The sequence below is a fragment of the Halorussus halophilus genome (genome assembly GCF_008831545.1).
Classification (GTDB): domain Archaea; phylum Halobacteriota; class Halobacteria; order Halobacteriales; family Haladaptataceae; genus Halorussus; species Halorussus halophilus.
Map to the genome: position 1 here is coordinate 325,090 of NZ_CP044523.1, position 20,264 is coordinate 345,353.

The 20,264-nt window shown below is 62.5% G+C and carries 19 protein-coding genes; 6 read left to right on the forward strand and 13 right to left on the reverse strand.

What is annotated here, in order from left to right:
* Positions 1-17 precede the first annotated feature (17 nt).
* Positions 18-1,103 (reverse strand): archaeosine biosynthesis radical SAM protein RaSEA, encoded by a 1,086-nt coding sequence (locus tag F7R90_RS01575; protein WP_158055533.1) that lies wholly within the window; start codon positions 1,101-1,103, stop codon positions 18-20.
* A gap of 436 nt (positions 1,104-1,539) precedes the next feature.
* Positions 1,540-1,944 carry a VanZ family protein gene (locus tag F7R90_RS01580; RefSeq protein ID WP_158055534.1) on the reverse strand — a complete coding sequence of 135 codons (405 nt, stop codon included), beginning with the start codon at positions 1,942-1,944 and terminating at the stop codon, positions 1,540-1,542.
* Between the two features lie 233 nt (positions 1,945-2,177).
* Between F7R90_RS01580 and F7R90_RS01585 the strand changes: the two genes are divergently transcribed.
* The 4 genes from F7R90_RS01585 (at position 2,178) to F7R90_RS01600 (ending at position 9,121) form a co-directional block, all read left to right on the forward strand.
* Positions 2,178-4,628 (forward strand): outer membrane protein assembly factor BamB family protein, encoded by a 2,451-nt coding sequence (locus F7R90_RS01585; protein ID WP_158055535.1) that lies wholly within the window; start codon positions 2,178-2,180, stop codon positions 4,626-4,628.
* 167 nt (positions 4,629-4,795) lie between these two features.
* A complete protein-coding gene (locus F7R90_RS01590; RefSeq protein WP_158055536.1) occupies positions 4,796-6,718 on the forward strand; it encodes an aldehyde ferredoxin oxidoreductase family protein in 1,923 nt (640 codons plus the stop codon).
* Between the two features lie 435 nt (positions 6,719-7,153).
* Positions 7,154-7,660 carry a GNAT family N-acetyltransferase gene (locus F7R90_RS01595; RefSeq protein ID WP_158055537.1) on the forward strand — a complete coding sequence of 169 codons (507 nt, stop codon included), beginning with the start codon at positions 7,154-7,156 and terminating at the stop codon, positions 7,658-7,660.
* 195 nt (positions 7,661-7,855) lie between these two features.
* Complete coding sequence (locus F7R90_RS01600) at positions 7,856-9,121, forward strand: trans-sulfuration enzyme family protein (protein WP_158055538.1); 1,266 nt, start codon at positions 7,856-7,858, stop codon at positions 9,119-9,121.
* Positions 9,122-9,183: 62 nt separating this feature from the next.
* On the opposite strand, the gene F7R90_RS01605 is transcribed toward F7R90_RS01600, so the two are convergent.
* From F7R90_RS01605 to F7R90_RS01650, 10 genes are all read right to left on the reverse strand, one after another.
* Positions 9,184-9,486: a DUF4397 domain-containing protein gene (locus F7R90_RS01605; protein ID WP_158055539.1), complete on the reverse strand. Its 303-nt coding sequence runs from the start codon at positions 9,484-9,486 to the stop codon at positions 9,184-9,186.
* A 39-nt stretch (positions 9,487-9,525) separates the two neighbouring features.
* Positions 9,526-9,921, reverse strand: coding sequence for a hypothetical protein (locus F7R90_RS01610; RefSeq protein ID WP_158055540.1), 396 nt, complete (start codon positions 9,919-9,921; stop codon positions 9,526-9,528).
* 2 nt (positions 9,922-9,923) lie between these two features.
* Entirely contained in the window at positions 9,924-10,193 is a 270-nt protein-coding gene (locus tag F7R90_RS01615) for a hypothetical protein (protein ID WP_158055541.1), read from the reverse strand.
* Positions 10,194-10,463 (reverse strand): ubiquitin-like small modifier protein 1, encoded by a 270-nt coding sequence (locus F7R90_RS01620; RefSeq protein ID WP_158058808.1) that lies wholly within the window; start codon positions 10,461-10,463, stop codon positions 10,194-10,196. It abuts the gene before it with no gap.
* Between the two features lie 66 nt (positions 10,464-10,529).
* On the reverse strand, positions 10,530-11,048 hold the full coding sequence (locus tag F7R90_RS01625; RefSeq protein WP_158055542.1) for a hypothetical protein: 519 nt from the start codon (positions 11,046-11,048) through the stop codon (positions 10,530-10,532).
* Entirely contained in the window at positions 11,049-11,429 is a 381-nt protein-coding gene (locus F7R90_RS01630) for a hypothetical protein (protein ID WP_158055543.1), read from the reverse strand. It lies immediately after the preceding gene.
* Between the two features lie 78 nt (positions 11,430-11,507).
* Entirely contained in the window at positions 11,508-13,118 is a 1,611-nt protein-coding gene (locus F7R90_RS01635) for an outer membrane protein assembly factor BamB family protein (protein ID WP_158055544.1), read from the reverse strand.
* A 129-nt stretch (positions 13,119-13,247) separates the two neighbouring features.
* Entirely contained in the window at positions 13,248-14,045 is a 798-nt protein-coding gene (locus F7R90_RS01640) for a GNAT family N-acetyltransferase (RefSeq protein WP_158055545.1), read from the reverse strand.
* Positions 14,046-14,168: 123 nt separating this feature from the next.
* Positions 14,169-15,920 (reverse strand): archaeosine synthase subunit alpha, encoded by a 1,752-nt coding sequence (gene arcS / locus F7R90_RS01645; RefSeq protein ID WP_158055546.1) that lies wholly within the window; start codon positions 15,918-15,920, stop codon positions 14,169-14,171.
* A 114-nt stretch (positions 15,921-16,034) separates the two neighbouring features.
* Complete coding sequence (locus tag F7R90_RS01650; RefSeq protein ID WP_158055547.1) at positions 16,035-16,709, reverse strand: helix-turn-helix domain-containing protein; 675 nt, start codon at positions 16,707-16,709, stop codon at positions 16,035-16,037.
* Between the two features lie 208 nt (positions 16,710-16,917).
* Between F7R90_RS01650 and F7R90_RS01655 the strand changes: the two genes are divergently transcribed.
* A complete protein-coding gene (locus tag F7R90_RS01655) occupies positions 16,918-17,679 on the forward strand; it encodes a DUF7504 family protein (protein ID WP_158055548.1) in 762 nt (253 codons plus the stop codon).
* Between the two features lie 175 nt (positions 17,680-17,854).
* Positions 17,855-20,026, forward strand: a complete 2,172-nt coding sequence (locus F7R90_RS01660; RefSeq protein WP_158055549.1) for a CHAT domain-containing protein — start codon at positions 17,855-17,857, stop codon at positions 20,024-20,026.
* On the opposite strand, the gene F7R90_RS22650 is transcribed toward F7R90_RS01660, so the two are convergent.
* Positions 20,023-20,154, reverse strand: a complete 132-nt coding sequence (locus F7R90_RS22650) for a DUF7503 family protein (protein ID WP_267905102.1) — start codon at positions 20,152-20,154, stop codon at positions 20,023-20,025. The genes F7R90_RS01660 and F7R90_RS22650 overlap by 4 nt on opposite strands.
* Positions 20,155-20,264: the final 110 nt, after the last annotated feature.

Sequence of the window (20,264 nt, forward strand, 5' to 3'; positions counted from 1 at the left end):
GTGGCCGGTGCGTTCGGCTACCGCGCCAACGGCAGACTGAAGCTCTTCTCGCGCTCGACGACCGCTTCCCACGTCTTCTCGCACTCGCAGTTCACTTCCGAGAACACCGAGGGGTCTTGGCGCAGGTCGAAGTCCTTGATGGCCTTCTGCACCAAATCGTCGCACTCGCCGCAGTTGTGCGGGCCGCGGTCCGAGCCGTGGCCGACCGGATCCGAGACGACGATAGCGTCGGCGTCTGCAGTGTCTTCCAGTACTTCGGCGACCGACCAGAGCCACGGCGGCCGGTAGCCGTCGCGGAAGTAGAGTTGGTCCACCATCGTGTACCGCTGGACGTTGGTCGGGTTCATCGAGACGGTGTGGGCGTACTCGGCGCACTTGCGCACGGAGTACTTCATGTCCTCGATGGCTTCTTGCTCGGAGAGGAACGGCGGCTTCATCAGCAGGTACGCCTTGATGCCTGCGCCCGCTTCTTCTGCGTGTTCGCTGGCTTCGATGTAATCTTCGAAGTCGAAGTACTTGTTCACGCAGTCGTGGCGAACCCGGTCGTTGGCGGTCTCCAGCCCGATTGCCACGTCGGTGTCGAGGTCGTGCTGGGTGAAGTCCTCTATTTTCTCGGCCTCCACGAAGTCCGGGAGGCTCTCGACGACGACGCGCTCGCGGTCCGAGAACGTCTCGGCGATGGCTTGGCGACTCTCCGCGCCGATTTCGCGCTCGTCCAAGAAGGACCCGGAGGTGTACATCTTGACGAGGCCGGATTTGCCGTCGGCTTCGCCCTCCTCGATTTGTTCCTGCTCGTGTTCGAGACAGGCGTCGATTTGGTCCATCAGTGCCTCGTGAGAGACGCTCCCGCCTTCGACGGATTCGGCGACGTAGCCGCACATCGTACAGCCACCGGCGCGTGCCCAGCGACACCCGCCGGTGTTGAGGATGATGGTGAGACTCTGGTAGACCCCGCCCGGCGTCCGGTCCTCGTCTATCCAGACGCGCGTCGGTTCGTGGGGGTCGTACGTCTTGTCCTTCTGGGCGCGAATGTCGCGCATCACCTTGTTGTGCGCGTCCATCCCCCGGCCCTGCTCGTAGACCTCCGGCGTCGGCTTGCTCATTGGCGCGACGTAGTTTCTGGGCGCGTAAATCGGCTTCGGGTCGGCTGTGGGAGTTCGATAGTTGGCTCTCAGACTGATTTCTCGGACAACTCGGCGAGCGCTGGCGGGACCCTCGTGGTCGCGCCGACCTCGTGCGAGGTCTGGGCGAACGAAGTGAGGGTGGCCTCGAAAGACGCGTTTTGTCTGCCGGTGGTCGGGGTAGCGGTGCTGTGCGGTCTCTCATTGGTTTCGGGAATAGCTAGCGCCACTGCGTTCATCGTTGCTGTAGAGGTTCACCGTTGCTACGTCGCAGTCAGCACAACCGACGTTTCGTCCTCGAAAGCCCTCGCCCCTTTCAGTCCCACCCGGTGATTCGTGGCAGTGCCGAAACGTGGTGGTTTGTGAAAATATCGAAACCGCCGGTCACGGCGGTTGATTTACCGGTCGTCAGTCCAATTTACGTACGTTCCACAGGCCACCCAAGACGTTCCAGCACGACGAAGAGACCCGCGAACACTACGACCCCCAGCGCGGCACCCACGGCGTCGGCGAGCATGTCAGCTACCGAGAAGTGCCGCTCTGGTATCGGTGCCTGCGCGAACTCGATGAAGACCCCGTACGCGACGGCGACGACGAACGCGATGCCGACTGCTCGGGGTAGGTGCTTGTCTGCTTGAAGAGCGTAAGCCACGGCTGCCCCCAATCCGGCGTAGGCCAGTCCGTGGAGCCATTTATCCAGTCCGAAAACCCCGAACGGACCAACCGAGGGACCGCCACCGGTCGGTGACGCGAGGACCGACGCGTAGAAGACGACGCCACAGACCAGCGCGACTGCCGACCAGCGAATCCATCGCGGAAGCATCACTTCCGTCGTTCGACTCGTCGCAGTAATAGGTGCTGATGTGGACCTGCCAACTGCGGACGACCACAACGTGACAAGTCCAGTCTGTTCCACTCCACCCTGATATGTCGAAGTTCCTATTTCGAACGTGCGGGTCGCTCGATACATTTAGTCGGCGCGTAAGGGCAAATGAACCCAGTGAAAATGGCTTGTCAGTCCGATAATAACGTTGGTTGATTCCGTAGAACTACCAGATGGCACGGACACCGAACGCTGCCCGACGAAACTTCTTGAAGACGCTCGGTCTCTCGGTCGGCGGCACAGCCCTCCTCGGCACGGCCACCGGTTCGGACGACCCGCAGGCTATCGCGAAGACGCCCGACGACGCGACCTCGACGAGTACACTCGACCAGCGGCCGAACGATTGGCGCATGTTCCGCGGCGACCAGTCGAACTCGGGGTCGAGTTCCGCCGCAGGCGTCTCCGGCACCCCGTGGGTCGAGTGGAGTACGAAGGTCTCCGCTGCACGGGACCCCAGTCTCACCTCACCGACCGTCGCAGACGGCACCGCGTACGCGGTAGACGACGAAGGTCTCGTCACGGCACTCGACGTAGAGACCGGCGAGACGCGCTGGCAGACGACCGTCGAAGTCGGACGCGTGGTCTCGCCCGCCACGGTCGGCGACGAGAACGTCTACGTCAGTTCCGGCGGAGAGGTCCACGCACTCGCCGTCAACGACGGAACGAAGCAGTGGACCTTCGCAGACCCGTCCAGCGGCAGCACCCAAGACAGCGACGAGTGTACGACTGCGACTCCGAGCGAAGGCGTTTCGGCAGTCACGGTCGCCGACGGTACGGCCTACGTGAAGTTCCTCGTCGGCAGTGGAGAAGACAGAGCAGTGTTCGCACTCGACGCCGCGAGCGGACAGACGGAGTGGCGACAGCGAATTGCCGGAGCCAAGTCCGACGACGACTACGCTGCAGACGACATGCTCGGCGAGGCCCCGGCCGTGGTCGGAGGCTCGGTTTACGTCTCCGACGGCGGGTCGCTGTTCGCACTCGATGCCGACGCAGGCACCCAGACGTGGCGAACCGACGTGTTCGGAACGGACACCTACGACCAGACGCTATCGGGGACGGCCGTCGCCGACGGCACGGTTTACCTCACTGGCTACCGCTACCAATCGCGCGATTCGAACGGCAACAACGACGGCCTCGGCGCGCAACTCGTCGCTGTCGGTGCCGAGAGCGGCACCGTCTCGTGGCGGACCGACCTCGGGTCCGAGCGACTCGCGCGACCACCCGCAGTCACGGACGGCACCGTCTACGTTCCAAGCCTGCTGTGGGCCGTGAACGCCGATAGTGGGAGCGTCCGCTGGAAAGGCGACGAAGACCTCGACGCGTCAGTCTCGGTGGCCGAGGGCACGGTGTACGCGACGACCAAGACCTACAGTGACGACGACTTGAAGGACGTCGTCGCGCTCGACGCCACGAACGGCGACGAGGAGTGGCGCGTCCCGCTTCGGACCCCGCAGATGTACGCCACGCCGGGTACCGCCGCCGTCGTGGACGACACGGTGTACGCCGCCGACCGCGCAGGGTACGTCTACGCGCTCTCGGCCGACGACGCCTGCTGGCGCTCGTCGCTGACGACGGAGACGCACAACAGCACCGAACTCGGGTCGGGAACCGCGTTGGTCCTCGACTTGGAGGCGAACCTGTACGCCTTCGACACGACGACCGAGGAACGCCGGTGGAAAGTGTCGGCCATCGACGGTCACGTCGGCGAGTTCCTCTACGGTCCGGTCGAAGCCGACGGCATGGTCTACGTCGGTCACGGCGAGTCGGGAAGCGAGTCGTGGACGCTGAAAGCGTTCGACGTGGCGTCCGGCACCGAGCAGTGGTCCTACGTGGCCGAGCGAGGCGTGGGCCGACCGCTGATTTCGGACGGCACGGTGTACTTCGCAGGCGAGGGCATCGACCACGGCGAACCGGGCGTCTACGCACTCGACGGGAAGACGGGCGACGAAGTGTGGACGTTCGCGCGAGACGAGTCGAGCGTCGAGACGTACGCCGACGTGACCGGCGAAGTCGCGCTCCTAGACGGCATCCTGTTCGTCCCGACGAGCGTCGGTCTGTGGGCGTTCGACGCCGAGGGCGACCGGAAGATTATCTTCGACAGTGCCGTCTCGACGGTCGCGGCGGCAGCTGGCGTCCTCTACGTCGGACGGACGAGCGACGATACCGCGCTGGTCGAGGCCGTGACGCCCGACGGCAACATGGCGTGGCGCACGACGTTCGGCGACGCAGTGAACGTCGTCGCGGACCTCACGATTCAGGGCGACACCGTCTACGCCGTCGGCGAGTACGACGCCGGGCCGTCCATCGGCGGCGCGCAACCCGGCCGCGACGGCAAACTGTACGCACTCTCGACGGCCGACGGAAGCGAGCAGTGGACCTTCGACCCGGAGGTCGATCTGGCCTACTTCGTCGAGCGCGACCAAGCGATTACCGCGCCAACGGTGACCGACGGGTCGGTCTTCGTCGGCAGTGACGACCGGCGCGTCTACGAACTCGACGCCGACGACGGGCACAAACTCGACTGCTTCGAGACGTTCGGGTCGGTCTACGGCGCGCCGGCGACCGACGGCGCTGGCGTCTACGTCGGGTCGGCCGACGGCCAAGTCTACGGCTTCGACCGGTAGACGAAAGCAAGACTCCGAACCGTCGGTGTGACGGTCACTGTCGCGTATCTCCGAATCGTCCTGCGGTTTTCGTTTCTCCCTTCTCGCCCAACGTAACTGGTTCTGGTTACGTAGCTGTGACAACGACTAACAGCTTACCACCCTAATATAATGCTTGTACCTTACCCATGACTCAACTAGGTGGCTTCCACGACCACGTCGCTCGGGTCGACCTCTCTGACGAGTCGGTCGGCTACGAGAGTGTAGACGACGAGGACGCCCGCAAATACATCGGCGCGCGGGGACTCGGCGTCAAGTACGTCTTCGACCAAGGACCGGACGTAGACCCGCTCGGGCCTGACAACTTGCTCGCGTTCATGAACGGCCCGCTGACGGGTTCGCAGGCCGTCATGAGCGGCCGAATCGCCGTCGTCACGAAGTCGCCGCTGACGAACACCGTCACGGACAGCCACCACGGTGGCTGGTCGGGCGCACGCCTGAAGTGGGCCGGCTTCGACGGCCTGCTGTTCGAGGGCAAAGCCGACAACCCCGTCTACGCCGTCGTCGAGGACGGCGAAGTAGAGCTTCGTGACGCGTCGCACATGTGGGGCTGGGGCGTCCACGACACGATGGACGAACTCGAAGACGAGTGCGACGGGTCGTTCGGCAAGAACCTCTCGGTGATGGCGACCGGTCCGGCGGGCGAGAACGAAGTGAAGTACGCCTGCATCATGAACGAGGACGACCGGGCGTCCGGTCGTGGTGGCACGGGCGCGGTCATGGGGTCGAAGAACCTCAAGGCCGTCGTCGTCAAAGCGACCACGGACATGCCGAAACCGGCCGACCAAGAGACGTTCCAAGAGGGCCACAAGCAGGCGATGCGCGTGATTCAGGAGTCGGACGTGACCGCGCCCAACGAGGGTGGACTGTCGCTGTACGGCACGAACGTCCTGATGAACGTCACGAACGAGATGGACGGCCTGCCGACGAAGAACGCCCAGTTCACCTCCACGAGCAGTTTCTCCGAGGAGAACGACCCCGACATCGATGCAGAGCACGTCTCCGGCGAGAACGTCCGGGAGAACATCTTGGTGGACGAACCGACGTGTCACTCCTGCCCGGTCGCCTGTAAGAAGGAAGTCGAAGTGGACGTACACCACAAAGGGCAGGACCACAACGTCCGGATGGAGTCCTACGAGTACGAGTCGGCGTGGGCGCTCGGTCCGAACTCCGCCACCGACGACCGCGACAAGGTGGCGATGATGATAGACCGCTGTAACGACATGGCCGTAGACACCATCGAGATGGGCAACACGATGGCGATGGCGATGGAAGCCACCGAGGAAGGTCGTCTCGACGAGGGCCTCGACTGGGGCGACACCGAGACGATGATAGAGATGATAGAGCGCGTGGCCGAGCGCGAGGACGACCTCGCGGACCTCCTCGCCGAGGGTGCCGCCAACGCCGCCGAAGAACTCGGCGACGCCGACATGGCCATCGACGTGAAGGGTCAGACGATGGCCGCGTACGACCCGCGAGCGATGAAGGGCATGGCAATCGGCTACGCGACCAGCAACCGCGGCGCGTGCCACCTGCGGGGCTACACGCCCGCCGCAGAACTGCTCGGCATCCCCGAGAAGGTTGACCCTCGCGAGTGGGAGGGCAAGGGCGAACTCTGTGCCACCTTCCAGGACATGCACGCCATCAGCGACTCCTTCGACATCTGCAAGTTCAACGCCTTCGCGGAGGGCGTCGAGGAGTACGTCTCCCAGTACAACGGCATGACCGGCCTCGACGTGAGCGAGGACGAACTGATGGAGGCGGGCGAACGCGTCTACAACCTCGAACGCTACTACAACAACCTCGTCGGCTTCGACGGCAGCGACGACGACCTGCCCGCGCGATTCGTGGAAGGCGAGAAGGCCATCCCCGGCAAAGGTGGCTCCGAGGGTGCGCTCGCGGAACTGGACGAGATGAAAGCAGAGTACTACGAGGTCCGCGGTTGGGAAGACGGCGTGGTGCCCGACGAGAAACTCGACGAACTCGACATCGACGTCGGACCGGGCACTGGCGTCAGTTCCGGCGGCGCGGCAGCGTCTAGCGACGACTGAGGACGTAACAATCTACTGATTTTTCGAGGTGTGGTTTCGAATTTTCACTCCCGAACCGGCGCGTGCGTAGCAGGCGGTCACGCAAGACGCGTAACCGCCTGCACAGACCGCGCGAGGGATGAGTATCGCAGCGCGAAAGACGCGCCTTGGCGCGTCTTTCGGACCCGAGAAACGCAGTCGGTTGGGGAGGGTGTGGCTCAGGCGGTTGCGGTGCTGTGCGGTCTCTCCGAGGTACCGGGAGTAGCTAGCTTCTCCGTATTTGCAGTGTTTCGTCTCCTGTTTACTCTTTTGCGATTGTGATAGCAGTAACTAGCAACACGGTTCAAACCGAACCGGCATCCTCAAACATCACGCAATCCTCCACTTTCAGCCATTTCCTGCGAAGAAACCCACCGCTACGGCTAATCACGTCCAACGCGTACTAGTCCCGAAATCATGAACGTCCGACCAGCCACGCAGGACGACATCGACCACGTCCAGTCGGTCGCTCGCGCCGCGTGGAAGAAGACCTACGAGAACATCGTGCCCGAAAACGTCATCGAGGAAGCCGTTGCCGACTGGTACGGTACCGCCACGCTCTCGGGCATCGTGGAGAGCGACCAGCAAGTCATGCTGGTCGCGGAGGACGACGAGGAAATCGTCGGCTTTGCGCACGGCGTCACCGATGACGCCCGAGACGACCCCAGCAAAAAGGAGGGCGACATCCTTCGGTTGTACGTCCATCCCGACCACTGGAACGAGGGCGCTGGCACCGCTTTGCTCGACGCGATAGAGGACGAACTCGAAGCCCAAGGCAGTCAAGAACTCCACGCGATGGTGCTGGCCGACAACGAGATAGGCAACGACTTCTACGAAGACCACGGTTTCCGCAAAGAGCGCGAAGCGGACACGAAACTCGGCCGGGAGACCCGAAAAGAGAACGTCTACGTGCGGGCGACGTGACATGTAACGGTTGGTCCGCGCGCGAGGTACGAGGGCGTTCTCACCGGGAGACGGCGGCGATGAAATATCGTCATAGATTACAGCAACTTCTGCCGCTATTCTCCCCGGTAATTATTCACACGTTCAGATTCTTTCGATGCATTAGACAGTCGAAGGAATCAAATACGGGACTCTCGTGTTCCGAGTCGGTTGTGCATGTCTCCCGAACGACTCTCTGAAGGCGACCGTTCACGGTTCGAAACGCTCTCTGTCACGTACGGCGAAGAACCAGACCTCTCGAACGGGATGGGAGACGTAACAGTTCCCATCCACCTGGCCTCCACGTACGCAGTCGAGGGTATCGACATGGACACTGGTCTCGACGACTTGGACCCGGACCAAGACCAGTTCCTCTACACCCGACTGTCGAACCCGACCCGTCACGCACTGGAAAAGCGACTCGCCGCGCTCGAAGACGGTGACCACGCAATGGCGTTCGCCTCCGGCACCAGCGCCATCGTCTCGACTGTCATGGCGGCGGTCGAACCGGGCGACCACATTGTCGCGTTCGAAGACCTCTACGGCGGGACGAACACGATGCTCAAGGAGTTGTTCCGCGACAAACTGAACGTCGGCGTCGATTTCGTGGACGCGGCGGACCCCGAGGAGGTCGCCGAGGCGATGACCGAAGACACCACCCTCCTCTGGATGGAGACGCCGACGAATCCGCTCTTGCGACTCTGCGACATCGAGGCCATGGCCGAAATCGCCGACGAGTTCGGCGCGCTACTCGGCGTGGACAACACCTTCATGGGTCCGTACTTCCAGCGACCGCTCCAACTCGGCGCTGACGTGGTCGTCCACAGCACCACGAAGTACCTCAACGGTCACAGCGACTCGCTCGGCGGCGCGGCGATTACGTCCGACGACGAGTTCGCCGAGGAAATCGGGTTCCTCCAGCAGGTCGGCATGGGGAACGTCCTCGCGCCGTTCGACGCCTACATGGTCCTCAGAGGCCTGAAGACGCTCCCGCTTCGGATGCGCCAGCACGCCCACAACGCCAGCGAGGTAGCCAGCTATCTCGAAGCCCACGACCGAGTGAAAACGGTTCACTTCCCGGGTCTCGAAAGCCACCCGCAGTACGAACTCGCTAGCCAACAGATGGACGATTACGGCGGTGTCCTCTCGTTCGAACTCGACGGCGACTTAGCAGACGTCGAGCGATTCGTCGCCAACTTGGACGAGTTCACGCTCGCCGTGAGTCTCGGCGGGGTCGAGAGCCTCCTCGAACATCCTGCGAGCATGACCCACTCGCCGCTTCCGGAGGAAGAGCGCGAAGCACTCGGCATCACCGAAACCCTGCTCCGCGTCTCGGTCGGCATCGAACACCCAAAGGACCTGCTTGAAGACCTCGAAAGCGCGTTCGAAGCCATCGGCGCGGAGAGCGAAGACGCACCCGAAACGGCCGCCTCGATGGACTGACGGGGGTTCTGAACCCCCAAGAGACCTCGGGCGCTCTCGAACTCGAATCGAACTCGAACCGGTCAGCCCCCGTTCGCTCCGTCCTTCAGCAGTCGGAGTTTCGGTTCCACGGCCGTTCCGACTAGCAACACTGTGTAGTACGCTCCGCTTTCGAAGTCGATAGGTGTCGTCACTATCGTCTCCTCGCCGTCTGTCCGCCGTACGGACAGTTCGTACTCCGCGGCATCGTGTTCCGTGTAGTCGTTAATGTCGCCGAACGTCCGTTCGGTGAGTACTGGATTTCCATCGACGAGAAAATCGACCGTCGGTGCGCCCGGAACGAAGTGTCCGATTCGAACGCCGAACGTCTCGCTACTCGTGGGCATGGTACATAATTCGGACACGAACGACTTGTACGTAACCCCTTACTGTCCGAGGACGACCACTTCTCGCAGTTCCAATGCGGTCTCGAACTCCTCGCCTCGGTTCTCTCTGCGACCGATTCGGCGCAGTTGCTCGGCGTGCGCTCGTTCGACGGCTTCGTACTCTCGGGGGCCGAGTTCTATCGCTTCGCCGACTTCCCGCCAGAACCCTTCGGGAACGAGATAGACGGCACGCTCGTCGTCCTCGAAGACGCACTCGTTGGTTCGCCGAATTCCCTCTGTGCGTTCTTCGACCTCCTGCTGGGCCTTCGAAACGAGAACGGGAACCTGCTCCCCGGCGACACTCGCCTTCGCGGCAGTGAGGACCAGCACGTCGCCTTCGAGCGGGTCGCCGCTTGCACTCTCTTCGCCGATTCGACTGTCGTCGTCCCCCGTCATGCTCACCCGCCCGCCCGCATCGCTTTCTGGGAGAAGTCTTCGATGAGTGGTTCGAGGGCATCTTCGTCGCCGTCGAAGACGACGGTCACCTCGGTCAACTCGACGGTCGGGCCGATTTCGACTTTCTCCGAAGAGATACTCGCTCGCCAGTCGTCGGCGACCACGTCGCCGTCGCCTTCGGTGTCGCCCGTCTCCATCTCGCCGCCGAGTTTACAGAGGTACTCGCGGGCGAGGCGTTCGCTGATGCCACGGTAGGATTTCTCCCGGCGCATCTATCCACCTGCGACCGGCGGGAAGACGCTGAGTTTGTCGCCGTCTTCGAGGTCGGTGTCCATTCCCTCTAAGTGGTGTACGTCGTCGCCGTTCTTCATCACGGAGACCATCGGCCGGATGTCACCGTCTTCGAAGAGGTCCAAGTCGTACTCGGAGACGAGGTCGGTTAGCACGTCACCGACCGTGGCGTCGTCGGGATACGCCCGTTCGAGGACTTTCTGTCCGACCGCCTCGCGAAAGTTAGCGAAGAACCGCAGTTCGAGGTCCATGTCTTCGAAGTCGGACGCGTCAGGCATAAAGTCGCCGCCGACGGGGTGGCTTGCCGCGATTGAGAGTTAGGCTTCTCGCTCCGCGCGAGCGCGGCGCTTTCCACCGACGTAGCCCGCGACGCCGCCGACGAGGGCACCGATAGCGACAGTGGGGAGCGTGACGAGCGCGAGCGCGACCCCGGTGCCGAACGCGGCCAAGAGACCGCCACTACCGAGGTAGGCGAAGGCTGTCCCAACAGCTAGTATCGATGCGAACACTGCTGCGCCGCCGTGCATCGCGCCCCGGCGACTGCCGGGACCACCGAACCACCCCGCGACGTAGCCGCCGAGTGGGACAGCGAGCGCGGTCAGCGCGGCAGTCGCCGTAACGACCGCTCCGGGAAGACCCACTTCGAAGAGCGTAATGACCGCTCCGGGAAGACCCTCACCGAGGAGTATCGCGGGCACGAGCGGCGGGCCGAGCGTCCCCAGCATCCCGGCGGCGACTGCGCCACCGTCGAGGACGCGACGGTCCTCCTCGGCCTTCTGTTCGGTCTTCGCTCGTCGCGTGCGGTCGAGCGGACTTCGCCCGTTGCCCTCACTCATCTACCCGAAGCGGATGCCGTCGCTCACGATGCGGGCGTTTCGCTCGCGGTCGATATGGGACGCCAGTTCCTCGTGGTCGTACAACTGCTGGACGAGCGCGGCCTGCAGGTCGCGCCACGCCATCGCGTAGATGGGCGATTGGCCCCACGCGCGTAGCTCTGCGACGAAGTCGTCGTACTGCTCCCAGCGGTCCTCGAACCGTTCGAGCGCGTCTACGACCGCGCCGGCGGCCGCGTCGTCGTCTTCTGCGTCCTCGATTGCCTGATTCAGTCGCTGTTCCCAGCCAGCGACCGCCTTCTGCATGTCGTGGGCGGCGTCGTCGCCGTCACCGGGAAGCGACTGGACGATAGGTTCGGGAACTGAAAGCGAGATGTCCTGCATACCACTCGCTTGTGCCCCATCGTTCAAATAGCTACGGCAGAACGGTGGTGAAAAATCAGTCGTCGGAAGGGCGAGGGCTCAGCAGTCGTCGTTCTCGTCGCCGTCGTTGTCGCCGTTCTCGTCGTTGCCGCCGCCGACTTCGACGGTGACGCTGTCGCTCGCCGTCCACCCCGAACGGTCCTCGATGGTCACGGACATCTCGTAAGTGCCAGCGTCGCCGTTCCGGAGTTCGACTTCGCCGGTGATTCCGGGCAGACCGTCCTCCTCAGTGCGGTCTCGCTCGACGTACTCCCAGTCACCTTCGAAGTTCCAGTCGAGCCACGTGTACTCGACTCCCTCTTGGTCGTGGTCGTGGTATCGTTCTTCGTCTTGGTTCAGATAACCAGTGGCCGATAGGGTCACGGAGTCGCCAGTCTCGACCGACGTCGAACTCGCTTCGAGTTCGACCTTCGGCGGAGCGTTCCACGCCGACTCGTCTGCCACGAGTCGGTGGACGCCACCGCCGACGCCTTCCACGTCGTACGCACTCAAGCCGAAGTAGAGCGCATCGTCCGTCGGAACCACCCCGGTACCGTTGCTCGTTCGCGTGCTGGCGAACTGCCCGACAAGCGACCCGTCTTCGGTATCGAGGACGACCAGCGTCTCCGCCCAGACGTAGACGTGACCGCCGGAGACGACCGGTGTCCCGCTGAACGTTCCCAGCGGTGCCACGGATTTCCAACGTTTCTCGCCCGTCTCCGCGTCGAACGCGAACAGCACGCGGGTACTCCCGGCATCGACTTGGTTAGCGGAACTGTAGACGACCCCGTCGTGGACCGCGACGGACTGGTTCGGCGATTGGGCGTCGCCTGCCTCGGGGTCTTGGTAGCCGCGCTGCCAGCGAACCGTTCCCGTCTCGGCGTCTAGTGCTTTGACCGTCCCGGACCCGACGTAGACGGTGCCGTCGGCGACGGTCGGTGCCGACATGCCTTCGACGCTGTCTCGCCACTGTACGTCGCCGCTCGCGGCGTCCAGTGCGAGGACCGTCCCGTCTCGGTTACAGACGTAGACCAGTCCGTCGGCGACTGCCGGTGCAGAAGCGACGCTCTTTCCGTAGTCCACAGTCGGTCCCTCGTAGCCGTCCGTCTGCTTCCACTCGACGCTCCCGTCGGCGGCGTCGAGCGCGTAGACGCCGTCGTAGGCGCTGACGTAGAGCGTCCCATCTACGAGTGCGGGTGAAGCGGTCGCCCCCTTTTCGAAGGTCCACTCGACGCTCCCGTCTGCGGTGGCGAGCGCGTGAACTGCCGTCTTGTCGCCGAAGTAGACCGTCCCGTCGCCGACCGCGGGCGCGGTTTCGGACTTTCCGGCGAGGTCCGTCGTCCACTGTGACTCTCCCGTTTCGGCGTCGAGTGCTTGCGCGTACCCGGAACCGGGACCATAATTGCCCTCGGTCATCGCCACGTAAATCGTCCCATCGACGACCGCTGGAGTACCAAAGACGCCCCAGTAGGTGCCGGTGTCCCAATCGTGAGCTAGATACTTCTCCGGCGGCGAAGCATCGAGGTGGCCCGTGTTCCGTGCGCCGAACTGGAACTGTGCCAGTGCGTCCGCAGTCGAATCGGAGGGCGTTCCGGTAGTGAGACCCGCAGTGCCGAGCGCGAGCGCCGACGCGCTCGCTCCCAAAAACATCCGTCGATTTACGTTTCGCATGCAACTAGTCTGTGTACGAATTCACATTTTCCTATTCGGCGAGTAAGAGTACTGAAAAACGTCTATTCTGCGACTAAACGTTCTAGCCGATTCGAACGTCCAGAAAGAGAGTCTGTCTCGATTGAACGGCTACAGCCACTTCGCCAACTGCACTTCGTCTACGAACTCGCCGTCCACCCGGTAGTGGTCGGCGCGGGTCGCCTCCATCTCCCAGTCGTGGTCCGCGAGCAAGTCGAGCGCGTCGTCGTTGGTCGCGGGGAGGCTCTGGTAGACCTTCCGGTAACCCTGTTCGTCGGCCCACGCCATCCCGCGTTCGAGCAGGTTGCCGCCGATGCCCTGCTCGCGGTAGTCGGGTGCGACGCCGACGGTCAACTCGGCGGTGTGTCTCCGTGCCGGGAGTTCGGAACTCTGGAGGTGGACCCAGCCTAATACTTCCTCTTCGCCCTCCTCAGATTCACTCGTCGCCACGAAGAACATCCGTGACTCTTGGTCGTTCCGCCGAACGAGCGCGTCTTCGCGCTCGATTGCATCCGCTACCTGCTCGTCTACCACGATTGCGCCTTCCGCCGCTACCTCCCGGATGCGGTCGGCGACCGCTTCGCGGTCGCTCTCTCGCGCAGGCCGAACGGTGTAGGAAAAGTCATCGGTTTCGTGGGTCTCCGGTTCTGCATCGGGTGAGACCTCCAACTGCCCTTCGCGCTGGTCGAGGTAGCCTGCCTCGGTCAGTGCCGACACTTCCTCGTTGAACTCGCCGACGGGGAGTCTGACCGTCGGTTCGGTCCCCGACCGAGCGGGCTTCGAGCCAGCGGCCTCCTCGATTCGTACCGCGTCTCGTACGTCTTCCGGCGAGGCGGCACCGCGTCGTTCGACGTACCGATAGATGCGACTCTGTACGTCGGTCTCGAACTCGAAGTTGCGGGTTGCCATACTAGCGACACACGCGTCTCCGACAGAAGGTTATTACCCGGGTAAAGCGGAATTATGCGGTCGATACCCGGTGAATTCTGCGTTTTACCGAAATTGGAATTCGGTCCAGAGTAACTTTCTACGCTACTTCTCTTCGACGTGACGCACGCTCGACGCGATGCCGCGCGTACTCTCGGCCATCTCCGGGCCGGTCATCTGCGCGCGGCCGACGGCGAACGCCTGCGGTCCCTCGATGACTACCTCGTCGCCGACGCGGATGTCGTCGTCTGCGTCCACCACGCCCGGCGCGAGGACGCTTCCGTGGGGCGCGAAGTTGTCGATTTCGACCCGCTTGGTCGGGGCGTCCGACTCGTCCCAGAGATGCGCACCTTCGAGCGTAAAGGAGAGGACGCCGTACTGAGGCACCATCGCGGCGAGTTGCGTGTCGTCTTGGTCGCGCACGCGAAGCTTCGGGTATCGGCTCTCGGTCTGGACGTTCTCGAAGAGGGCATCGCCCGCACCGTCACCGAACTGGTAGTCGGCGATGGCTTTGACCGTGTTGTGTTCGCGCTCGCGCTTGCTGTACTTGAGTTCGTCGTCGAGCGTTCGCATGAGGTTGCCGAGCGATTCGGTGGTCGTCGGGTGGTCCTCGACGGTGTACTCGAACTCCATGTCGAGTGCGTCTTCGACGCGCTCGCAGACCTCTCGGTAGCCTTCGGGCGGGACGTGTGCGATGACTCTGGGGTAGTCGTTGCGTTCGAGATAGCGTTTGAGCACTTTGGCGACGAACTGCTTTTCGTCCTCGGACCAGCGACCAGTCACCACGGAGTCGTAGTGCTGTGCCGGATACGTCAGTTCGAGTTCTTGCGGAACGACGCCAATCGGTGAGGTCATCGACACGGTGTGACCCCGGAACTGGATGGCGTCGTGGTACTGGCCGTGGCTCTGGGACTCGCTGTAGGGCTTCTTCGCAGAGCAGGGCACCAGCACGAGCGGATTGTCGAAGCGATTCTGGTACCGAGTGGTCACGCGCTCGGCGAACCGCTGAATCTCGACGCGCCGGAGGGTGTCTTCGGTCGCGGCGGTCAACTCGGCGTCGCGGATGACCGGCGTGCGCTCTTCGACGTAGCTCCACTGCTGGTCGAACTCCCGGAACGCGGCGGTGAGCCACTGCTCGTGGCGCGCTTGGCCTTCGATGTAGTCGCGAAGTCGGCCCGAGCGGATTCGCTCGCGGACGACGCCAAGTTCGGCGCGCAGTGCGTTGGCGTTGTGTTCGGCGCAGTCCTCGCGGTCGAATTTCGAGAGCGGTTGCTGGCAGGCCGGGCAGGCACAGGGAAGTTCCGAGAGGTCGTCGAGGAAATGATGGCCCTCCGAAGTCAGATATCGGCCTTCTAATCCGGCGACGACCGCCTTGTCGGTGTCAACGAGGTCCACTCCGGCGGAAACGAGCGTGGCGACGTTCGCGGGCGTGGCGACCCCCGACAGGTAGAGCGCGCTGTCTGCGGGGATGGCGTCGCGCGTCTCGATAATCGCGTCCTTGAACGCCGCGCCGTGGCCCGTGAACCCCTGCGGACCGGAGAGGACGTAGGCGTCTGCGCCATAATCCACGGCCGTCTCTGGTGCGACAACTGCCGCGCTCGGGTAGTCCACGTCAGGATACTCGACGGCGAAGGAGTCCATCACTTCTTCGTCGGTGCCACTCGGGAACCCGCGGTGTGGGAGGATAGTGAGACTCGCTCCGTCGCCCTCCGGAACCTGTTGGTCGTCTACCCAGAGGCTCCCCGCATCGGAAACGAAGTCGTCGGCGACGGTCGGCGTCGTCACCGACTCAGCGAGTCTGAGTTCGGCGATGCGCGCCGGGCCGTCGCGCTCGTGAACTTCGAAGTAGTCGGTCATACTGCGGAATCGGGTCGGGAGGGGGAACTATCTTGCGTAACGCCGTGACTGCGTGAGTCGTGAACTTCTACTCTGTAGTTCACGCTACCGCGACTACGAGTTCGTCGCTGTTGCTTACCTCTTTTGGTCGTCCTCGAAGTCCACAGTCAGTGCATTCTCGACCAAATTTTCGTGACCGCGGCGCAGTCGCTCCGAGACCGCCTGGTGAGAAATCGACAGTTCGTCGGCGAGGTCGCGGGCAGAGGCGTTTCGGGGGACGGTGTAGTACCCACTGTCGAGAGCAGACGTCAGCGCTTCGTACTGTTCTTCGGTCAGGCCGTACTGGCCGTAGCCTTTGGTGTGGTTCAGTTCGTGAACTTGCTCGACGTTCACGTCGAGGCCTTGGTCTTGACAGAAATCGTAGGTTGCGGAGAACGCGTCGCGGTCCGGGAAGACGATGCGAAGGTGCCACCGGTTGTCTTGCCCCGCCGCTTTGAGGATGGCCGCGCCGTGTTCGGTCATCGAGTGGAAGAGGAGATCTACCGACTCCACCCACTCCATCTGGTAGAATCGACCGTCTACGAGTTTCGAAAGGCGTTCTTCGTTGTCGACTGTTGGGTCTTCGGCCAACGCGTCCTCGAACGCGTCGAGTTCGTCGTCGCTGCCCGAAGCCCAGCAAAACGGCATCACGCGGTCCCGGCCGTGTGCGACGACCCGCTCGGCTTCCACCTCCACCGCTGGTACATTCGGGAGCGTCTCTCTGAGTGCAAACTCTGACGTCGGCACACCCAACTGCGCGATAGTACTCATGCACTCACACTACGACGAGGACGGTAATATGAGTTGTAGCCGGACGTTGGGTGACTAACTCCTTGGCCGTCTTGCTCAGACTCGCACGACGAACGTTCCAGACCTCCGTCTCACGCCCGAATCGACGATTCCGGCAATACCGTGGTTCTTTCAACCGTTACTAATCTGGATAAAAAACTATAAATAAGTATATTGTGAAATGCAAACAATGCAGAAAATACGAGTGGAAGACACACTCTCCCGTAGTTCGGGAGACGTCCCACCAGACGACGCGATACAGGAGTTTCTCGACTTGCTGAACGAGTTGAAGGCGACTGGCTGTAACCTCCTAGTCGTCGGGGACGAACCGCGCTGTACGTTCACGCGAGCGAGCAAACGACTGTTCGGCGACGCCGAGGCGATGCGGTACCGACTGCTCGCGGTCACCGACGCGACGCCGCAGTCGGTCGCCGACAGACTGCCAGACGCCGAATCGACGCCGCGACCGGTCGAGGAGACTACGCACGTCCTCACGCACGCTCAGACCCCACGGTGCGTGACTACGTCCGAAATTTCGGACTCCCAGCGCGAACTCGCGAGTGTCAGGGAGACCCGTATCGCCGACCCCGAACTCTGTGGACTCCAATCGGCGCTCGTGGAGGGCATCGAAACGTTCGCCGACGCCACGCCCCGACTGAGACCCGGAGACCTGCGCGTCGGTATCGACTCGCTGGGTTCGCTACTCGACGAGTACGACCAAGCGGTCGTTCGACGGTGTCTCGACACGGTCGGTCGGCACGTCTGCAAGTACGACGGGATGGCCCACTACGTCCTCCCAGAAGCCTACGACAGCGACCGAGTGCAGTCCCTCCTCGGCGCGTTCGACGCCGTCATCGAGGTCCGGCGAGTCTCCGACGAGTACGAACACGACGCCGAAGAACGCTGGCACGTGCCCGACGAGGGGTTGACTATCGGTTGGACGCCACTGTAGCCGACTCGGCTTCGTTCTCTGCGGACTCGGCTTCGTTCTCGCCGCTCGGCCTCGTTCTTCGACCGCGTTCTCCGATTTCTTCCGCTGAGCAATCCTACCTTGAGTACGACGGGGAAGCTATTTTACGGTTGCACTGACAGCAGTAACTAGACCTTTCGCCGTGTCGCCACTAGCCATGTCTCCGGAGATAACCCGTCTGAACGACGCCCACGGCGTCGAAATCGTGGACCCGATAGAGTCGCGTCGGTTCACGATACGGACCACGGGTGCGGTCTCGCCGACGCCAGGGACTACCGGAGCGTTCGCGTTTCCCGTCGAGACGGTCCGTCGAATCGAAACCCGAGGACTCGTACTCCCGTACGCGATTCCGATGGACCTCCGGACAGCCGACGGCGACCACTGTGCCGACATCAGTCCACCAGTCTCCGAGCGGTTCCCCGACGACGAGTATCTGATCGAACTCCACGCACCCATCAAACTGTACTTCCGCGTGGACGGCGCGTTCGGCATCGAGGCTGGCACCGACGAAGTCCGGATTTGCTTCGACGATTCGACAGTCGTCTCGGTCGGTGCGCGGTCGTACCACAGTTCTCCGGCGACGACTATCACGGTCCCGGACGACCCGGCGGCGTTGTTGCAGGCCGTCGAGACGTTCTCCTCGACGCTGAAGACGACGAGTCCCGAGCGGAGTTTCCCGACGCTTCGTGGGCACCCGCCAGCACTCGAACGTGGCGACAGACTCTCTATTCCCGACGAACTGAGGAGACCCGACACCGGCGTGCAGCTGCATCTCCCGGCCGAATACGAGTACGTCTACCCTGCCGCGCCGTTGGCGTTCTACCTCGGCGCGGAACTGCTGGTTGACGAGAAGCCGGGCGTGACGACCGACAGCGGGTTCGTCCGTACGCTCCCGGAGGGCGTCGAGGAGTTCAACGACGCTGTCGCCAGTCTCCTCAAGCGCGTCTTCCTGCTCGACTGCGTGACTCGGACCGAGGGATTCTACCCCGTAGACCTCGCCGAGCGGCGAGTCGTCGAGTCCCACGTCGAACTCGACTTTTCGACGCTGTACGAGGCGTCAATCGACGAGCGGCTCGAAGCCTACGCGTCGGTTCCCGACGACGTGATTTCGGAAGCCTTGCCGGAGTGGCACCGAGCGACCCACGTCCGGCCGAACGCCGACGGTATCGGATTGCTCCCGTATCTGGTCTACGACCTATCGCTCGTCTACGCCAAGCCGAAACGCGACGAATCGTGGGAGCCGACCGAAGCCCAGCGCAAGACGCAGGCAGCCATCGAGGAGTTCCACCGCTCTACCAGCGAGGCGGAACTCGTCCGCTCCGCGCGTGGTGGGACCAACACAGTGGGCGACGACCTCCGCTCGATTCGCAGTGGCGACGGTGACGAGGCCACGGCACCCGGTATTCCCGACCTCGACGAGTACATCTCGCTCCCCGAGGTGGACGCACTCGAACAAGCGTGGGTCGGCGACGGAACGCCGATTCACGGCGCGAAACTGCTCGAAGAAGCGTTCGAGCGCGACCCGCCGGAGGCCGCAGACGGCACCATCGACATCACCGTCGTCTGCAACGACGAGAAGATGCGCAAAGAGTGGGACACCGCCAGCGAGGTGTACGCGAGCCGTGACGACATTCTGGTGGACGTAGATACGCGGTTCGACGTTTCGACAGCGGAGTTACGGGAGTTGCTAGAACGAGAGACCGACGTACTGCACTTCATCGGCCACATCGACGGTGCCGGGTTCAAGTGTTCGGATGGAATTCTGAACGCCGAAGAATCGGACCTCTCCGTGGGCGTGACGACGTTATTGCTGAACGGCTGTCGCTCGCACGACCAAGGTATCGCGCTGGTGAAACAGGGTGCGAGTGCAACTGTAGCGAGTCTCTGGGACTTGCCGAACAGTGCTGCGGTGGAAGTCGGCGAGACGTTTGCGAGATTGTTGAACTACGGATTCACAGTCGGTAGTGCTGTGAAGATAGTCGAAGATTTTCTGCTCATTGGCCGGGAGTACGTCGTTTTAGGAGACTGGATGGCCGCAATTTCGCAGTGTGAGTACGGGGTCCCAAGAGTTTACGAAATAACAAAATCAGATGGAAATAAAAGGGAAATAGAATTCAAGAATATAGATTATCCCACGAGGATACATAACGTGGGTTCACTAACAATACCTTACGGAGATGAAAGAAACAAGGAATTCCTTGCTATAGGCGAAAGCTCTAAGCACACAGTCTCAGACGATTCATTTCATAATCTCCTTGTCTCAGACACGGAACCAGTCGTAATCGATAAGGAATTGAATTGGCTCTGTGGTTGGGAATTCAACAACTAAGGCCCCGTATTTACTCCATCAGCGACCACTGGCCCCGCCTGCGCGACCAACAACGTCGCCGCCCAGAGTGCGCCCATCAGTTTCGGGTTATCCATGACCTTCGCTTTGAGTTCGTTGGTTTGAACCATTGTACCTCCAACTCGGACGCGAACCGTCGTCTGCCTTGCTAAATATTCCAAATATAAACACTCAAGTAACAAGACTCCGGCCTGGCCGCCGGTTCAAAGACTCAGCACAT